Source organism: Herbiconiux oxytropis, assembly GCF_024979315.1.
Classification (GTDB): domain Bacteria; phylum Actinomycetota; class Actinomycetes; order Actinomycetales; family Microbacteriaceae; genus Herbiconiux; species Herbiconiux oxytropis.
In genome coordinates this window covers 1-14200 of the sequence record NZ_JANLCK010000016.1, presented here as the reverse complement: position 1 = coordinate 14200, position 14200 = coordinate 1, and the positions used below count along the sequence as shown (strand labels likewise).

Below are 14200 nucleotides of genomic sequence, written 5' to 3'. Positions count from 1 at the left end.
GTGCGGGGCCGTTGTTCGTGGCACCCGCCCAGGCCCTCACCCACCCGGTTCACTCCGAGGCATCCACCAGGATGAAGGCGATAACCGCCGTGCTGTCGCCGTGGTTCTCCCAGGCGTGGTTGGTGGCCTTCTGCACGATGACGTCGCCCGCGCTCACCTCCACCCGCCCGCTGTCGAGCACCATCGTGATGGAACCCTGCAGCACGATGCCGAAGTCCACCGTCGACGTGCGGTGCATCACCGGGCTGAGCTCGCCGCCGACGTGGTCGTCGGAGGCGTTCATCGACTCGAACACCTCGCGGCTGTCGAGTCGGGCCCAGTCGTCGGCCGTCATCGGATCGAACTGCACGATCCGGAACGCGACGCCGTCTTTCTGCGGCGACAGCGTGAACGGCCGGTCGGCCGAGGCCGAGCCGTCCGCTGCCGGGTCGGTCGGCACCTGGGCCATGTGCCAGATGTCGGTGAGCGCGGTGGGGCGGTTCGGTTGCACGTGGGTGCCGGTGGCCGCGCCGTCGGAGCCGATGTAGGAGCGACCCCCGCCGTCATTCTCGGTGACGATCACCCGGATGGGCAGAACGTGGTTCATGAGTGTTCTTCCTTCGATTGGAGGGTGGGATGCGGGGCGGATGCGGGCACGATGCGCCCGCGCACGTCGCCGAGCGAGAATCGTCCTCCACCCGGCGCGGGCGCGGTGGCCGTGATGACCACCTCGTCGCCGTCGAGCAGGAACGCACGGGTCTCGCCGGAGGAGATCTTCACCGGCTGCTCCCCGTTGCGCGTGAGCTCGATGAGCGATCCGTAACCCTCGGGCGACGCCGACGACACGGTGCCCGAGGCGAAGAGATCGCCCGGGCGGATGCTCGCCCCGTTAACGGTGAGGTGCGCGAGCTGCTGGTCGGGGGTCCAGTACATCTCGCGGAAGCGGGGTCTCGACACGACGGTGCCGTTCACGGCCAGTTCGAGCTCGATGTCGAGCCCCCACTCCTGGTCGCTCTGAAGATACGGATGCATCGGCCTCTCCCGAGCAGGAGGTGCCACACGGGCCGCCTCCAGTGCCGCGAGCGGGTAGACCCACGCCGAGAGCGAGGTGGCGAACGACTTCGCGAGCATCGGGCCCAGTGGCACGTACTCGAAGGCCTGGATGTCGCGCGCCGACCAGTCGTTCACCAGCACGACGCCGAACACCGCGTCTTCGAAGGCCGACGTGGGGACGGCGCTGCCGAGTGCGCTCGAACCACCCACTACGAACCCCACCTCGACCTCGACGTCGAGCTTGCGACTCGGGCCGAACGACGATTCGCCCGCAGCAGCGAGAGGGCCGCCTGGACGTTGACCGCTCGGTCGCACCACGGGGGTGCCGGAGGCCACCACCGTGCCGGCCCGGCCGTGGTAGCCGACGGGCAGGCTCAGCCAGTTGGGTTGCAGGGCGGGCTGGCCGGGGCGCAGGATGCGGCCGAGGTTCTCGGCATGCTCGCGCGACGAGAAGAAGTCGACGTAGTCGGCGACGGTGAAGGGCAGCCGGGCGTCGACCTCGTCGATCGGATGGCCGAACCGCTCCACCAGCTCTGCGTCGTCGAACCACGCCTCGACCGACTCGCGGACGGCGTCCCAGGTGGGCCGGCCGGCCGCGAGCAGTGCGTCGAGCGTCGGCCCGGCGAGCACCGCCTCGTGCGGAGACGACAGGTGCCTGGCCACACGGCCGAGGTCGAGTACGGTGTCACCGCGACGGGCTGCGACGCCGTGTCCGGTCGACCCGAAGGCGATGGGCACGCTCATGACGGCAGCACGACCTGTCGTCCGAGCCCGCCGTCGGCGTCGACGGCCGCCATGATGCGGTCATGTGACTGGGCGAGCCGGGAGGAGAGCATGCGCTGATCGACGTCGAGCACTCCACCGCGTTTCACCACGAGGCCGTCGACGACGACATCCGTCACATCGTTGCGGTTCGACTGCACCACGACCGTGCTCCACGGATTGATCACCGGCTGGGCGAAGACGCCGGGGCGGATGACGATCACGTCGCCCTTCAGGCCGGGTGCGAGTGATCCCGTCACACCCTCGAGCAGCGCAGCGTGGGCGCCGTCTCCCGTGGCCCAGCGCACGGCGTCGCGCGCGGTGAGCCGCACCTGCTCGGGCCAGGTTCCGGTGCGCGCCATCTCGTCTTCGTGGTCGAGGGCGCGCATGGTCTGCAGGGCGAGCCGCATAGGCCCGAACAGGTCGCCGGAGGCGGCGGTCACCACCGACACCCCGAGCGCGGGCCGGCCCCCGAGGGCCTCCCACTCGCGGATCTTCGGCATTCCCATTCCCATCTGCAGCTCGTCTTCGGGCGCGGCCACGACACGCCCTCCCGAGTCAGCGACCAGGGTGAGCTCCTCGGTGTCGGCCTGGGCGAGGTGAGCCCAGAGCAGGTCGTCGCCGAGCAGGCCGGCATCGGCCAGCGCCCTGATCTCGGAGACCGGGGTGCGCAGCATCTTGGTGCGGCCGTGCAAGGTCATCGGCACGCCGACGTCCCGCACCGCCCGCACCTCCTCGAGGAGGCGAGCGGTGCCCGCCTGAGTCACATCGGAGAGACTCATCCACAACGACGTCCGCTCGGGCAGACCGGAGTCGGCGAGCAGTGCCCGGAAGTCATCGATGCGTGCCTGGAGCGATGCGAAGCCCCCCACCTTGCCCGGCACGTCGTTGAGGCCCACCGCGAACTGCGCCCGGATGGGCACCTCTGCGAGGGCTGTAGCGGCCGCCCGCACGTGGTCGGGGCTGTTGAGGCAGTGCGAGAAGTCGACCATCGTGGTCACCCCGGCGTCGAGCGCGTCCCAGTAGCCCACGAGGTTGCCCACGTACACGTCGTCGGGCGTGTAGTGCGGCATCACCAGGTTGCGGGTGGTGCGGACGTAGCCGTGCAGGGTCATGTCGCCGTTGAGGGTGCGCAGCGCCGGCATCCAGGCGTGGCGGTGCGCGTCGACGAATCCTGGGAGAACGAGCGCGCCCCGGGCGTCGATGACGTCGGCGCCGGCGGGCGGCTCGAGCCGGGGGCCGACGGCGTCGATGACCCCGTCGGCTCCGATCAGCACGTCGCCTGTCGCCGGGTCGCCGCCGTGGGCGGGGTCGAGAAGGGTTCCCCCGACGATCGCCACCGGCCGGCGGGGCGCGCCCGCCGTCACTCGCCCGACCCCGCGATGCCGCTCGTGAGCATCGTCTCGCCGGAGGGCAGGTCTTCGGCCGTCTCGGGGTCGATGAACACCATCGACTTGCCGTCGGCGTCGTAGCGCTGCAGCTGCACCGAATCGATCGGCTCGAAAGTGTCGGCGTTCGTCACGAACTGGATGCCGTCGAGCATGGTGTCGACGTGCAGGTCGGCGTTGCGCGCCGCCTCCATCACTCCGGCCCGGTCGAGCGTGTCCGACGACTCGAGGATGTCGACGAACACCTGGCCGAGCAGCCACCCGTCGAGCACGAAGTCCTCGTTGGGGTCGGCCTCGGGAGTGTACTTCGCGATGGCGTCGCGGTAGGTCTGCATCCCTTCGTCGTCGGTCCAGGCCGGATCGCTGGGGCTCTTGTACCAGGCGGTCGAGATCATGTTCGCGCCGGCGCCCGGCTCGAGCAGGGTGAGCAGGCCTTTCGTGGTGCAGAGCGTGCCGGCGAGCAGCTGCGGTGTCCAGCCGGAGGCGTTGATGCCGTTGAAGATCTGCGGGCACTTCGTTCCGAGGGCCGCCACGAGCACCGCGTCGGCTCCGTCGTCGGCCAGCTGGGTGATCTGCGAGTCGATCGACGGGGCGCCCACGTCGTAGGTCAGCTGCTTGGTGACGGTGATGTCGGTGCCCTCGAGCGCTCCGGTGAGGCCCTCGACGTAGGCCTTACCGAAGTCGTCGTTCTGCGAGATGATCGACACCGTCTTCACGCCGGAGGCCTCCGCGGCGGCCGCGAGCGCCTCGGCCTCGAGGGTGTAGGTGGGGAACTGCGGAACGGTCCAGGTCTGCTCGGGCGTCGACACCACGGGCGCACCGGTCTGCACCAGCAGGTTGGGGATGCAATTGTCCTGGAGGTCCTGCTGCACTGCGAGCACGTTGGCGGTGCCGAGCAGCGACACCATGGCGAACACCTTCTCGTCGTTCACGAGCTCGTTCACGTTGGTGGTGGTCTTCGACGGGTCGTACGCGTCGTCGCGCACGACGAAGTCGATCGTGCGCCCGTCGATCCCGCCGTTGTCGTTGACGTAGTCGAAATAGGCCTGGGTGCCGAAGCGCGAGGTGCCCGCGGTGGCGAGGGGGCCGGTGATGGGGAGGCTGGTGCCGACCTTGATCGAGTCGTCGGTGATGCCGGTGGTGGGCTCGTACTGCAGGCAGTCGGCGGTGAGGTCGCTCGTGGCGCCTTCCGTCGCTCCGTCGGTCGCCGTGTCGGTGCCGACGCGGGCCGAGCAGCCGGCGAGCAGGATTCCGATGGTGGTGATGCCGGCGAGCGTCATGGCGACGCGTCGGGAACCGCCGTTGGTTCCGCGCGATGGTGCGTTCATGCGGTGCTTCCTTTCGTGGGAGGTGCTGTGGTGGGGAGGGGAGGGAGCTCGGGGCCGCGCGACCGGAACCAGGTGCTCGGGCGAAGGCCGGTGAGACCGCCGGGGGCGAGCAGGAGGATGACGATGAGCACGACGCCGTACACCAGGTGCGCCAGTTCAGGCGACTCCTGGCCGAGCTGGGCGGGCAGCAGCTGGGCGATGGCGGCGCCGAGCAGCGGCCCGATCAGGATGGCCCGCCCGCCGATGACGAGGGCGGTGAGGAACTCGATCGATCCGAGGATGGTGACGAAGCTCGTGCCCGAGGAGATGAACCCGTTGGTGACGGCGAACAGCCCTCCCGCGAGAGCGGTGATGGCCGCGCTGGCGGTGAACACCCCGATGCGCAGGCGCGGCGCGTTCACCCCGAAGGTGACGGCGGCGATCTCGTTGTCGCCGAGCGCCCGCAGCTCGCGGCCCGTTCGGCTGCGGTCGAGCAGCAGCACGCAGGCCGCCACCACGAGCACGGCACACAGCACCACGTAATAGCGGGTCTGATCGGCGGCGAACGGGAAGTCCTCGGCCGGCGAGATGCGCTCGACCCGCAGCCCCTGCGTTCCTCCGGTCAGACCTGTGAACATGTTCACCAGGGCGGGGAACGACGCTCCGAACACGAGGGTGACGATGGCGAGCGAGGTGTCTTTGATGCGCAGCGAGGGCAGTCCGATCACGGCCCCGGCGAGAGCGCCGATCGCTGTGCCGGCGGCGAGGGCGACGGGCATCGGCGCATCCGTGTTCGCCATGATGACCCCGACGGAGTAGGCGCCGAAGCCGAAGAACGCGGAGTGACCCACCGAGATCTGCCCGGTGAACCCGGTGAGCAGGTTGAGGCCCATCACGGCGAGGGCGACCACGAGTATCTGGGTGAACTGGGTGACCCGGAACGGTTCGAAGAACAGCGGGATCGCCACCAGCGCCGCGATGACGATGAGGTTGACGACGGCTGCGCCGATGGCGCGCCGACCGGATGGTCGCAGCCTGGTGGAACGGGTGGGCTCAGACACGGGCGACCCGCTCCCGGCCGAAGATGCCCTGGGGCCGCACCAGCAGGATGGCCACGATCACCACGAGCGACACGAGCATGCCCGCGTCGCCGGAGAGACCCGGGATGAGGCTCGTGGCGAACGTCTCCACGACACCCATCACCACGCCTCCCACGATCGCGCCGATCGCCGAGTCGAAACCTCCAATGGTCACGGCGGCGAGAGAGAAGACGAGAACAGGGGTCATCATCGAGGGCTCCACATACACTCCGAGGTTGGTGAGGCTCACGCCCGCTACGGCGCCGAGGGCGGCGGCGATGCCCCAGCCGACCATGTGCATCCGCTCCACCCGGATGCCCACCACCCGGCTGGCGGCCGGCGCGGTGGCCACGGCACGGAAGCCGAGACCCGCCTTGGTGCGCGAGAAGAACAGGGTGAGAGCGGTGATGACGAGGGCCTGCAGCAGCACGACTCCCACCAGGTCCCATGAGATGCGGATGCCCACGAGGGAGAAGCCGCCCGCCGGGAAGAGGGGGTCGAGCGGTCTCGGCGTGGGTCCGAACACGATCTGCCCCACGGCGTTCGCGCAGATGTAGAGGCCGATGGTGATCATGATCTGCACCAGGTGGGGGCGCTTGAGGGTGGGCCGCACCACGACGAACTGGATGAGCGCACCGCCGATGAAGGAGACCACCACGGCGATGCCGAGCGAGAACCAGACCGGGATGCCGGAGGCGGTGAGCACGGCCGTGAGCATGGCGGAGAGGGTGGCGAACTCGCCCTGGGCGAAGTTGATGAGGCCGGTGCTGCGATGGCACACGACGATCGCGAGAGCGAGGGCCGCGTAGATGGCGCCCTTGCCGACCCCGTCGACGAGAAGTTGCATGATGAGCATCGGGCGGCCTCAGTATCCCAGGTAGGCGCGACGAAGGCCTTCGTTGTCGCGGATAGAACGGGCCGGGCCATCCACGCGGATGAGACCCGCCTCGATGACGTAGGCGTAGTCGGCGATGCCGAGGCTCAGCTCGGCGTTCTGTTCGACGATCAGGAGACTCAGACCTCTCTCTTCGTGGAGCGTGCGCAGGGTCTCGAACACGCTTTTCGTGACAGCGGGGGCGAGCCCGAGCGATGGCTCGTCGAGCAGCAGCATGCGCGGCCTCGCCATGAGAGCCCGACCGATGGCGAGCATCTGCTGCTCTCCCCCGCTCAGCAGGCCGGCGCGCTGGGTCGAGCGCTCCCCCAGGATGGGGAACATCGTCATGATCTCGTCGCTCGAGGCGGCGACCTCGGAGCGGGTGGCCGCCGTGGGGTAGGCGCCGAGGCGGAGATTCTCCTCCACCGTCAGATCAGCGAAGGTGCCCCGCCCTTCCGGCACCAGCACGAGCCCGCGGCGCACGATGCGGGCGCTCGGTTCGCCCGAGATGTCGGCGCCGTCGAACGTCACTCCGCCGCTGCGGTCGACGAGCCCGCTGAGCGCCTTGAGGAGCGTGCTCTTGCCTGCTCCGTTCGCGCCGAGCAGCACCACCACCTCGCCCTCGGCGACGCGCAGGCTCACGCCGTGCAGCACCCGAGCGTCGCCGTAGCGCGCGTGCAGGTCGTTCACCTCGAGCAGGGTGGGTGCGGAATCGCGAGTCGTCGTCATGGTCAGCTCCCCAGATAGGCGCTGATCACGCGCGGGTCGGAGCGCACCTCGGCGGGAAGGCCGTCGGCGATGACCTCGCCCGACGACATCACCACCACGTGGTCGCTCATCGTCATCACCATGGTCACGTGGTGCTCCACGAGCAGGATGGTGAGGCCGAGCTCGTCCTTCACCGTGATGAGCAGCTGCCGCATCTCATCCACCTCTTCGTGGGTCAACCCGCCGGCGGGCTCGTCGAGCAGCAGCATGCGCGGTGCGCTGGCGAGGGCACGAGCGATCTCGACGCGCTTCTTGGTGCCGAGGGGGAGGCCATCGGTCGACCGGTCGGCCACGTCGCCCAGATCGAGCAGGGCGAGCGTATCATCGACGCTCGGAGCGGATTCGACCCGGCCTGCCCGGCGGGCCAGGTCACGACCGGCGCGCACGTTCCCCGCGACCGTGAGCGATGAGAAGAGGGCGGCGTGCTGGAAGGTGCGGGCGACGCCGAGACGCGCCAGCTGCGGAGCGCGGGCCCGCGTGACGTCGTGCCCGTCCAAGAAGATGGCCCCCGAGTCGGAGTCGACGATGCGGTTGACGCAGTTGAACAGCGTGGTCTTGCCGGCGCCGTTCGGGCCGATGAGCGCGGTGATGCTGCCGCCCGCCACGTCGAAGCTGACATCGCGCAAGGCTCGGACGCCCCGGAAGGCGAGGGAGAGGTGCTCGACTCTGAGCATGGGATGCGGCTCCAGGGGATCGTTGTTCGGGATCAATATGTTTACTACACCGTATCGTAATTGATTTCCATTACAGTAGATGCATGGACGGGCAGACGTCAAGCGAGACGCAGACGAATTCGGGCAGGCGTGGGCCGGGGCGGCCGCGCGACGCCGAGGTGGGCGACCGCATTCTGCACGCCGCCCTTGCAGTGCTCTCCTCCGAGGGCTACGCGGCGATGAGCATGGATGCCGTGGCGGAGCGTGCCGGGGTGAGCAAGCCCACCATCTACCGCCGCTGGCGCACCAAGATCGAGCTCGCCACGGCGAGCATCGCCACGATGGCGAGCGACGATCCGCCCACCACGGAGCCGGATGTCTGGAAGGCGCTGCTGGCCGAGCTGAAGCTGTTCGACCACGCGCTCAGCCGCGGCCACGGCATCAGCATCATCGGCACGCTCCTGGCGCACGAGGAGCAAGAGCCGGCGATGATCGCGCTCTACCGCGAGCACGTCGCCAAGGCGCGACGCGATCGCATCCGTGCCGTGTTCGCCCGGGGCATCGACGAGGGCGTGCTGCCGGCCGGCATCGACGTCGACCTGCTGCTCAATATGATGGTGGGCTACTACTACGCGAGCTACATCGGCGGTGAGGGCCAGCCGGGCGATTGGCCCGAACGATGCATCGGAGTCGTCCGACGCTCGGTGGAGAACCCGAGCCGGAGCCGGTAGAGCACCCGGCCCCGCCCGGTGTCAGCGCACGATGCTCCGCGCTCGCGCCTCGGCGGGCGACAGGCCGAACTCGGCCTTGAACTGAGCGCTGAACACGCCGGCGCTGCCGAAGCCGCTGGCGTGCGCGACCCCGGCGATCGTGGCCGGCGCGGAACCCGGCGACTCGAGCAGACGGCGTGCCCGCTCCAGTCGCCTGCGGCGGATCTCCGCGCGCACGGTGGTGCCGTTCTCCCGGAACACGAGCTGCACATAGCGCGGCGACGCTCGCACCACGCGGGCGACCTCGTCGAGGGAGAGTGTCATCTCGTCGAGATGAGCGTCGATGTAGGCGAGCGCCGCGCGGTAGGCGGCCGCCCGGCCGGGCGAGGATCCCGGCATCCGCTCGGGCTGCACGAAGGCGCCCGTGAGCTCTGTGAGCTGGCGGCACACGAGGTCGAACTGTGCCTCGGTCATCGTGGTGTCGGAGGAGGCGGCCACCAGGGTGCGCACGAAGAGCCGGCCTATCCCCGACCGCACGTCGACGGTGGTCGCGGTGGGCGGGTCGCCGCCGACCGCGGCGCGCAGGCGGTCGCTCGGCACGGTGAGCATCACGGCTGTGAGCGGTTCGCGCTGGTCGTAGACGTAGGGTCGGGCCTGGTCGATGACGGTGAGCTGCCCCGGGGAGCAGAAGGCCTCGTTCGAGCCCTGCCCCTTGAAGAGACTGCCGCGCAGGGGAACGAGCACCTGGTGGAGCGGGCGCTCGTCGTCGGTGTCGGTGCGCACCAGGTTGAGGGGCTCCCGGGCCGACCAGCGCGCGATCTGACCGGAGCGCGAGCGGGTGTAGGTGAGCCGGCCGTGGTAGTCGCGGCGGTCGCCGCCCGATCCGGCGAACGTGGCGTTCAGGCGCGTGTGGGCGGAGGTCACGATCTCGTGCCAGTACTCCGCGCGGGCCGCCGGGTCGATCCCCACCGTGTCGGCCCGAAAGCGTTCGGGCTCCCTCGGGCCGCCCCCGGCGGGCCGTGCGGCGAAGGTCGGCATCGACATGCCCCGATGCTAGACCACGCGGCCTCCCGCCGGCCTCGTCACACCCGGCCGAGCCTGCGGTCGCGCACGAGCCGAACCGCCTTCAGGATGTTGACGTAGCCGGTGCACCGGCAGAGGTTGCCGGCGAGCCCACGTGTGATCTCGTCGTCGTCGGGGTCGGCGATGCGGTCGAGCAGGTTGCGCACCGACACCACCATGCCGGGGGTGCAGTAGCCGCACTGCATGCCCTGAGCCTCCGCGAACGCCACCTGCACGTCGTCGAGCTCGCCCGGTTCGGCTCCGTTCTCGACGGTGCGCACGGCGCGGCCGTCGGCTTCGGCCGCGAGCACGCAGCACGACTTGACCGTGTTGCCGTCGAGTTCCACCGTGCAGGCCCCGCAGCTCGCCGTGCGGCAGCCGACGTGCGCACCGGTGAGGCGTGCTCGTTCGCGCAGGGCGTCGACGAGAGACTCCCGGGGGTCGACGGCGAGCCGGCGCGGCCGGCCGTTGAGGGTGAGTTCGATGTCGATCATGCTGCTGCCTCCTCGAGCACGCGGCGGGTGTGGACCGCGGCCATCGCGCGGCGGTAGTCGGGCGGGTTGTGCGCGTCGCCGAGAGGGTTCGCCGCACAGGCGGCATCGACCGCGGCGAGTGCCTGCTCGACGCTCGAGACGCGCACCACGGTCGGCGTGGGCGTCGCTCCACCGATGGCGAGCACGGTGCGATCGTCACGGATGACGGCCGCTGCCGTGATGGTGGGGGCGGCGCCCTGCACCCGGTGGTACCTCAGGAACGCCGCGGCATCCGGAGCGCTCCCGTCGACCTCCACAGCCGTCACCACCTCGCCGTGCCGCAGGTCGGTGGAGCGCAGACCGAGCACGAAGTCGCCGAGCGCGGCACGGCGCTCCCCCGCCGAACCACCGATCACCACCGTCGCCTCGAGGGCGCTGAGCACCGTGAGGTAGTCGGCACCGGCGTTGCCGTGGGCCACGGCTCCGCCGATGGTGCCGCGGTTGCGCACCTGGAGGTCGCCGATGCCGCCGGCCGCCGTGGCGAGCACCCCGGCGCTGCGGGCCACGAGGGGATGCCGGGCGATGGCGGTGTGCGTGGCGGTCGCCCCGATGCTGAGTCGACCGCCCCTCAGCGTGACCTCGGCGAGACCGTCGACGCGGCCGAGCGACACGATGGCATCGCGGGGGCCGATCCCCCGGTTGAGCATCGGCATCAGGCTCATCCCACCGCTCAGCAGCGTCGCCGCCGGACCCAACGCCTCCAGTGCCGTGTAGACCTCGGGGAGGGTGCGCGGGGCGACGAACACGGCCTCGGCGGTGAGGGGGCTCATCGCGCCTCCTGGATGGCGGCCCACACCCGGGCGGGCGTGAAAGGCACCTCGGTGAGCCGCACGCCGAGGTCGCTGAGTGCGTCTTCGATCGCCGAGGCGATGGCCGGCGCAGGTGCGCTGATGCCGGATTCGCCCACGCCCTTCATTCCCATCATGGTGAACGGCGACGGCGTGCTCTGGTGGCCGAGCACGATGTCGACGCTCTCGCGCATGCCGGGGAGGGTGTACTCGCGCAGGGTGAGGTTCTGCGGAAGACCCGCATCGTCGTAGCGGATCTCCTCGTAGAGACTGGCGCCGATGCCCTGGGTGATGGCGCCGTGCAGCTGGGCCTCGGCCAGTAGCGGGTTCACCACCATGCCCGAATCGTGCACGAGGGCGAACTTCTCGATGCGCACCACCCCCGTCTCCTCGTCGACCTCCACGATGCAGGCCGCGGTCGAGAACGACCACGTGGGGTACTGGTTGTACCTGCCGTCCTTCTCGGGCTGGTGGTGCACGTTGTCCATCTTGAACGTGCGCGTCACCTCGAGCCCTGGCTCGACGCCCTCCATGTGCCGGGCATGAGGTGAGCGGTAGATGGTGGCGGCGACCGCCCCGAAACCCACCTCGGCGCCCGAGGGTGCGATCACCCGGTGACCGTCGAGGCGCACCTCGCCCGGAGCGACGTCGAGCATGCTCGCGCCCACTCGACGGATCTTGTCGTGCACCACGAGTGCCGCGAGGTGCGCCGAGCTGCCGCCGAAGGTGAGGCTGCGCGAGCTGTAGTTGCCGTTGCCGTGCGGGCACAGCTCGGTGTCGCCCTGCACCACCCGCACCCGGTCGAGCGAGGCGCCGAGGCAGTCGGCCACGATCTGCGCGATCCCCGTCTCGTTGCCCGTGCCGGGCGAAGTCACCCCGGTGAGCACCGTCACGTCGCCGTGCGGACTCATCTTCACCGTCGCCGAGTCGGTTCCGCTCAGCAGGCTGTCGGGTCGCGACGAGCCCTCGGGGGTGAGCTCGTGGCCGATGCCGATGCCGAGGCGGCGGCCCCCGGCGCGGGCCGCTGCCTTGCGTGCGGCGAACCCCTCCCAGCCGATCAGATCCTTCACTTTGGCCAGGGTGCCGGAGTAGTCGCCGGAGTCGGTGATCCAGCCCGACGGCTGCTCGTAGGGGAACACGTCGGGGGTGAGGAAGTTGCGCTCCCGCACCTCGTCGCGCGGCCTGCCCACGGCATCCGCCACCTCGTCGAGGATGCGCTCGAGGAAGAACGCCGACACCTCCTTGCCGTAGCCGCGATAGGCCTGCCACGGCCCGCGATTGCTCACCACGCAGCGCAGCCGCACCCGCACGTCGTCGACCTTGTAGGAGCCGGGGATGCAGCCTGCGCTCACGATGGCCATGAGCCACCCCAGGAACGTCGACTGGGCGCCGATGTCGGCGATGAGCTCGGTGGTGAGAGCCGTGATGCGGCCGTCGGCGGCGAACGCCACCTCGTAGTCGCAGCGCACGTCGCGCGAGTGGCCGCCCGCGGGGAGGTACTCGTGGCGCTGCTCGATCCACTTCACGGGTCGCTTGAGCACGATGGCCGCATGAGCGGTGACGATGTCTTCGGGGAACATCGGGATCTTGCCGCCGAAGGCACCCCCGACGTTCGGCTGGATGACCCGGATCGACGAGTCGGGCAGGTCGAGCGCACCGGCCAGCAGCGTGCGCAGGATGTGCGGCGACTGGGTCGACGCCCAGCAGGTGAGGTAGCGCCGGTGCGGATCGTAGTCGGCCACGAGCCCGCGCCCCTCGAGCGGGGTCGAGGCGATGCGGTTGCACACGAGGGTGCCCCGGCGGATGCGGGAGGGCTCCGTGGCACCCAGCACCGCGGCCGGGTCGCCCTTCTCGAACGGGTACTCCACCATCACGTTGTCGGGCCACTCGTCTTCGACCCGCGGGGCACCGGGCTCCAGCGCGAGCAGGGCGTTGCCCACCGACGGGAGCACCTCGTAGTCGACCATGAGGGCATCGAGCGCGGCCCGTGCCCCTACGAGGTCGTGCGCCACCACCGCGGCGACGGGCTCGCCCACGTAGCGCACCTTGCCCACCGCGAGCGGGTGCTTCACGGTCATGCGGGGCGTGAAGTTGGCGTAGGAGCCGCTCGGGGGGATGGCGATTCCCGCGGCGAGCAGGCTCTCGCCGGTGAGCACCAACTCGACATCGTCGCGCCCTTCGGCCGCCGTGACGTCGATGCGGCGGATGCGGGCGTGCGGGTGCGGGCTTCGCAGGATGGCCAGCACGAGGCATCCCTCAGGGCGCACGTCGTCGACGTAGGTGCCGGCTCCCGCCACGACGAGCCTGTTGTTGCGCCCTTCGACGCGCTCTCCGATGTACATCCCCGCACGCTACGGCCGCCCCGGCGCCCGGCCGACCGCATTCGCGCACGGGCAGGTCGGAGTTCGCGCACGGGGGGTTGCACCTGCCGCAGCGTCATGTGGTGCAGTGGACCTATTCCGCCCACCGAGAAAGGCCCGCACATGTTCTCGTCCGTCACCCCGTCGAGCCACGACACCTGAGATCGACCGCCACATCGCGCGTGTCACCTGCTCCGGGTCCGGCTCTATCTGAGGAGCTCGTCGAGGACGGCCGTCCGCCCTACACTGACCGCATGATGAGCTTCGACACCAGTGGCCCGAATCCCGACCTGTTCCGAGCGTCGATCGCCGCGATCGACGCCGAGCACCCGCTGCGGTCGCCGTGGCACTACGACCAGAGCATCACCGGCCCCCGTCTTGACCGACTCGACGCCAAGACCGCCTACTTCGTCGACTACATCCAGTATCTCGAGCAGCGCCTGGCCGCCCTGGAGGCCCGTCTCGCCCAGGGGTGAGCCGGAGCGACGAGCACGGTCAGGGTTTCCGGGCGGCCGCCGGCCACACACTGAGCCCCGCGATCCCTATGACCGCGAACACGCCCAGGACCGCCCAGTTCTGGATGACGAGCCCGAAGATCATGAAGGCGACGGCGACGACGACCGTCATGGCGGCCGCGACGCGGTACAGGGTCGAGATCGATGCACTGGTCACACGGATTCCCCTCCGCTTCTGAGTGGTTCTGCTTAGAGGCTAGGGAGCCCGCCGGCTCGGCACATCCGTCTGGCGACGGAGAGCCGAGACTCCCCCTCCGCGCAGACCGGCGCGACGCGGGGTGGGTCTTTCGGGCGAGTTATTGGCTCGGATGCTCCTATGGATGTCTAGTGGTGATGACGTAGTAGATTTCGCGGGCGATGAGGCGTTTG

Annotated in this window: 15 protein-coding genes; 2 read left to right on the top strand and 13 right to left on the bottom strand. The window is 70.0% G+C overall.

Going from position 1 to position 14200, the window contains the following annotated elements:
- Positions 1-49: 49 nt before the first annotated feature.
- The 8 genes from N1028_RS18455 to N1028_RS18420 are packed head-to-tail and all read right to left on the bottom strand — an operon-like array spanning position 50 to position 7884.
- The gene (locus N1028_RS18455; RefSeq protein WP_259530959.1) at positions 50-586 is read right to left on the bottom strand and encodes a cupin domain-containing protein; all 537 of its coding nucleotides are present in this window, start codon (positions 584-586) and stop codon (positions 50-52) included.
- On the bottom strand, positions 583-1776 hold the full coding sequence (locus tag N1028_RS18450) for a fumarylacetoacetate hydrolase family protein (protein ID WP_259530958.1): 1194 nt from the start codon (positions 1774-1776) through the stop codon (positions 583-585). The genes N1028_RS18455 and N1028_RS18450 overlap by 4 nt, the downstream gene beginning before the upstream one ends.
- On the bottom strand, positions 1773-3161 hold the full coding sequence (locus N1028_RS18445; protein ID WP_259530957.1) for an amidohydrolase family protein: 1389 nt from the start codon (positions 3159-3161) through the stop codon (positions 1773-1775). The genes N1028_RS18450 and N1028_RS18445 overlap by 4 nt, the downstream gene beginning before the upstream one ends.
- Complete coding sequence (locus N1028_RS18440; RefSeq protein WP_259530956.1) at positions 3158-4510, bottom strand: ABC transporter substrate-binding protein; 1353 nt, start codon at positions 4508-4510, stop codon at positions 3158-3160. Before N1028_RS18440 ends, N1028_RS18445 begins: the two co-directional genes overlap by 4 nt.
- The gene (locus N1028_RS18435; RefSeq protein ID WP_259530954.1) at positions 4507-5550 is read right to left on the bottom strand and encodes a branched-chain amino acid ABC transporter permease; all 1044 of its coding nucleotides are present in this window, start codon (positions 5548-5550) and stop codon (positions 4507-4509) included. Before N1028_RS18435 ends, N1028_RS18440 begins: the two co-directional genes overlap by 4 nt.
- On the bottom strand, positions 5543-6424 hold the full coding sequence (locus N1028_RS18430; RefSeq protein WP_259530953.1) for a branched-chain amino acid ABC transporter permease: 882 nt from the start codon (positions 6422-6424) through the stop codon (positions 5543-5545). The genes N1028_RS18435 and N1028_RS18430 overlap by 8 nt, the downstream gene beginning before the upstream one ends.
- 9 nt (positions 6425-6433) lie before the next feature.
- Complete coding sequence (locus N1028_RS18425) at positions 6434-7171, bottom strand: ABC transporter ATP-binding protein (protein WP_259530952.1); 738 nt, start codon at positions 7169-7171, stop codon at positions 6434-6436.
- A gap of 2 nt (positions 7172-7173) precedes the next feature.
- Positions 7174-7884: an ABC transporter ATP-binding protein gene (locus tag N1028_RS18420; RefSeq protein ID WP_259530951.1), complete on the bottom strand. Its 711-nt coding sequence runs from the start codon at positions 7882-7884 to the stop codon at positions 7174-7176.
- 83 nt (positions 7885-7967) lie between these two features.
- Here N1028_RS18420 and N1028_RS18415 point away from each other — a divergent pair, with 83 nt between their 5' ends.
- On the top strand, positions 7968-8594 hold the full coding sequence (locus tag N1028_RS18415) for a TetR/AcrR family transcriptional regulator (RefSeq protein ID WP_259530950.1): 627 nt from the start codon (positions 7968-7970) through the stop codon (positions 8592-8594).
- A gap of 21 nt (positions 8595-8615) precedes the next feature.
- Here the strand turns inward: N1028_RS18415 and N1028_RS18410 are convergent, their stop codons facing one another.
- From N1028_RS18410 to N1028_RS18395, 4 genes are read right to left on the bottom strand one after another with little or no spacing between them, the layout of a single operon-like run.
- Entirely contained in the window at positions 8616-9617 is a 1002-nt protein-coding gene (locus N1028_RS18410; RefSeq protein ID WP_259530948.1) for a helix-turn-helix domain-containing protein, read from the bottom strand.
- Between the two features lie 38 nt (positions 9618-9655).
- A complete protein-coding gene (locus N1028_RS18405; protein ID WP_259530946.1) occupies positions 9656-10129 on the bottom strand; it encodes a (2Fe-2S)-binding protein in 474 nt (157 codons plus the stop codon).
- Positions 10126-10938, bottom strand: coding sequence for an FAD binding domain-containing protein (locus N1028_RS18400; RefSeq protein WP_259530943.1), 813 nt, complete (start codon positions 10936-10938; stop codon positions 10126-10128). The genes N1028_RS18405 and N1028_RS18400 overlap by 4 nt, the downstream gene beginning before the upstream one ends.
- Positions 10935-13298 (bottom strand): xanthine dehydrogenase family protein molybdopterin-binding subunit, encoded by a 2364-nt coding sequence (locus tag N1028_RS18395; protein WP_259530940.1) that lies wholly within the window; start codon positions 13296-13298, stop codon positions 10935-10937. The genes N1028_RS18400 and N1028_RS18395 overlap by 4 nt, the downstream gene beginning before the upstream one ends.
- A 272-nt stretch (positions 13299-13570) precedes the next feature.
- Here N1028_RS18395 and N1028_RS18390 point away from each other — a divergent pair, with 272 nt between their 5' ends.
- Positions 13571-13792, top strand: a complete 222-nt coding sequence (locus N1028_RS18390) for a hypothetical protein (protein ID WP_259530939.1) — start codon at positions 13571-13573, stop codon at positions 13790-13792.
- Between the two features lie 19 nt (positions 13793-13811).
- Here the strand turns inward: N1028_RS18390 and N1028_RS18385 are convergent, their stop codons facing one another.
- Complete coding sequence (locus tag N1028_RS18385) at positions 13812-13988, bottom strand: hypothetical protein (RefSeq protein WP_259530937.1); 177 nt, start codon at positions 13986-13988, stop codon at positions 13812-13814.
- Between the last annotated feature and the right edge of the window lie 212 nt (positions 13989-14200).

Coding starts and splice junctions, on each gene's coding strand:
- N1028_RS18410 (WP_259530948.1), bottom strand. CDS start 9,617: ATGTCGATGCCGACCTTCGCCGCACGGCCCGCCGGGGGCGGCCCGAGG.
- N1028_RS18415 (WP_259530950.1), top strand. CDS start 7,968: ATGGACGGGCAGACGTCAAGCGAGACGCAGACGAATTCGGGCAGGCGT.
- N1028_RS18390 (WP_259530939.1), top strand. CDS start 13,571: ATGATGAGCTTCGACACCAGTGGCCCGAATCCCGACCTGTTCCGAGCG.
- N1028_RS18430 (WP_259530953.1), bottom strand. CDS start 6,424: ATGCTCATCATGCAACTTCTCGTCGACGGGGTCGGCAAGGGCGCCATC.
- N1028_RS18425 (WP_259530952.1), bottom strand. CDS start 7,171: ATGACGACGACTCGCGATTCCGCACCCACCCTGCTCGAGGTGAACGAC.
- N1028_RS18440 (WP_259530956.1), bottom strand. CDS start 4,510: ATGAACGCACCATCGCGCGGAACCAACGGCGGTTCCCGACGCGTCGCC.
- N1028_RS18420 (WP_259530951.1), bottom strand. CDS start 7,884: ATGCTCAGAGTCGAGCACCTCTCCCTCGCCTTCCGGGGCGTCCGAGCC.
- N1028_RS18450 (WP_259530958.1), bottom strand. CDS start 1,776: ATGAGCGTGCCCATCGCCTTCGGGTCGACCGGACACGGCGTCGCAGCC.
- N1028_RS18405 (WP_259530946.1), bottom strand. CDS start 10,129: ATGATCGACATCGAACTCACCCTCAACGGCCGGCCGCGCCGGCTCGCC.
- N1028_RS18395 (WP_259530940.1), bottom strand. CDS start 13,298: ATGTACATCGGAGAGCGCGTCGAAGGGCGCAACAACAGGCTCGTCGTG.
- N1028_RS18455 (WP_259530959.1), bottom strand. CDS start 586: ATGAACCACGTTCTGCCCATCCGGGTGATCGTCACCGAGAATGACGGC.
- N1028_RS18400 (WP_259530943.1), bottom strand. CDS start 10,938: ATGAGCCCCCTCACCGCCGAGGCCGTGTTCGTCGCCCCGCGCACCCTC.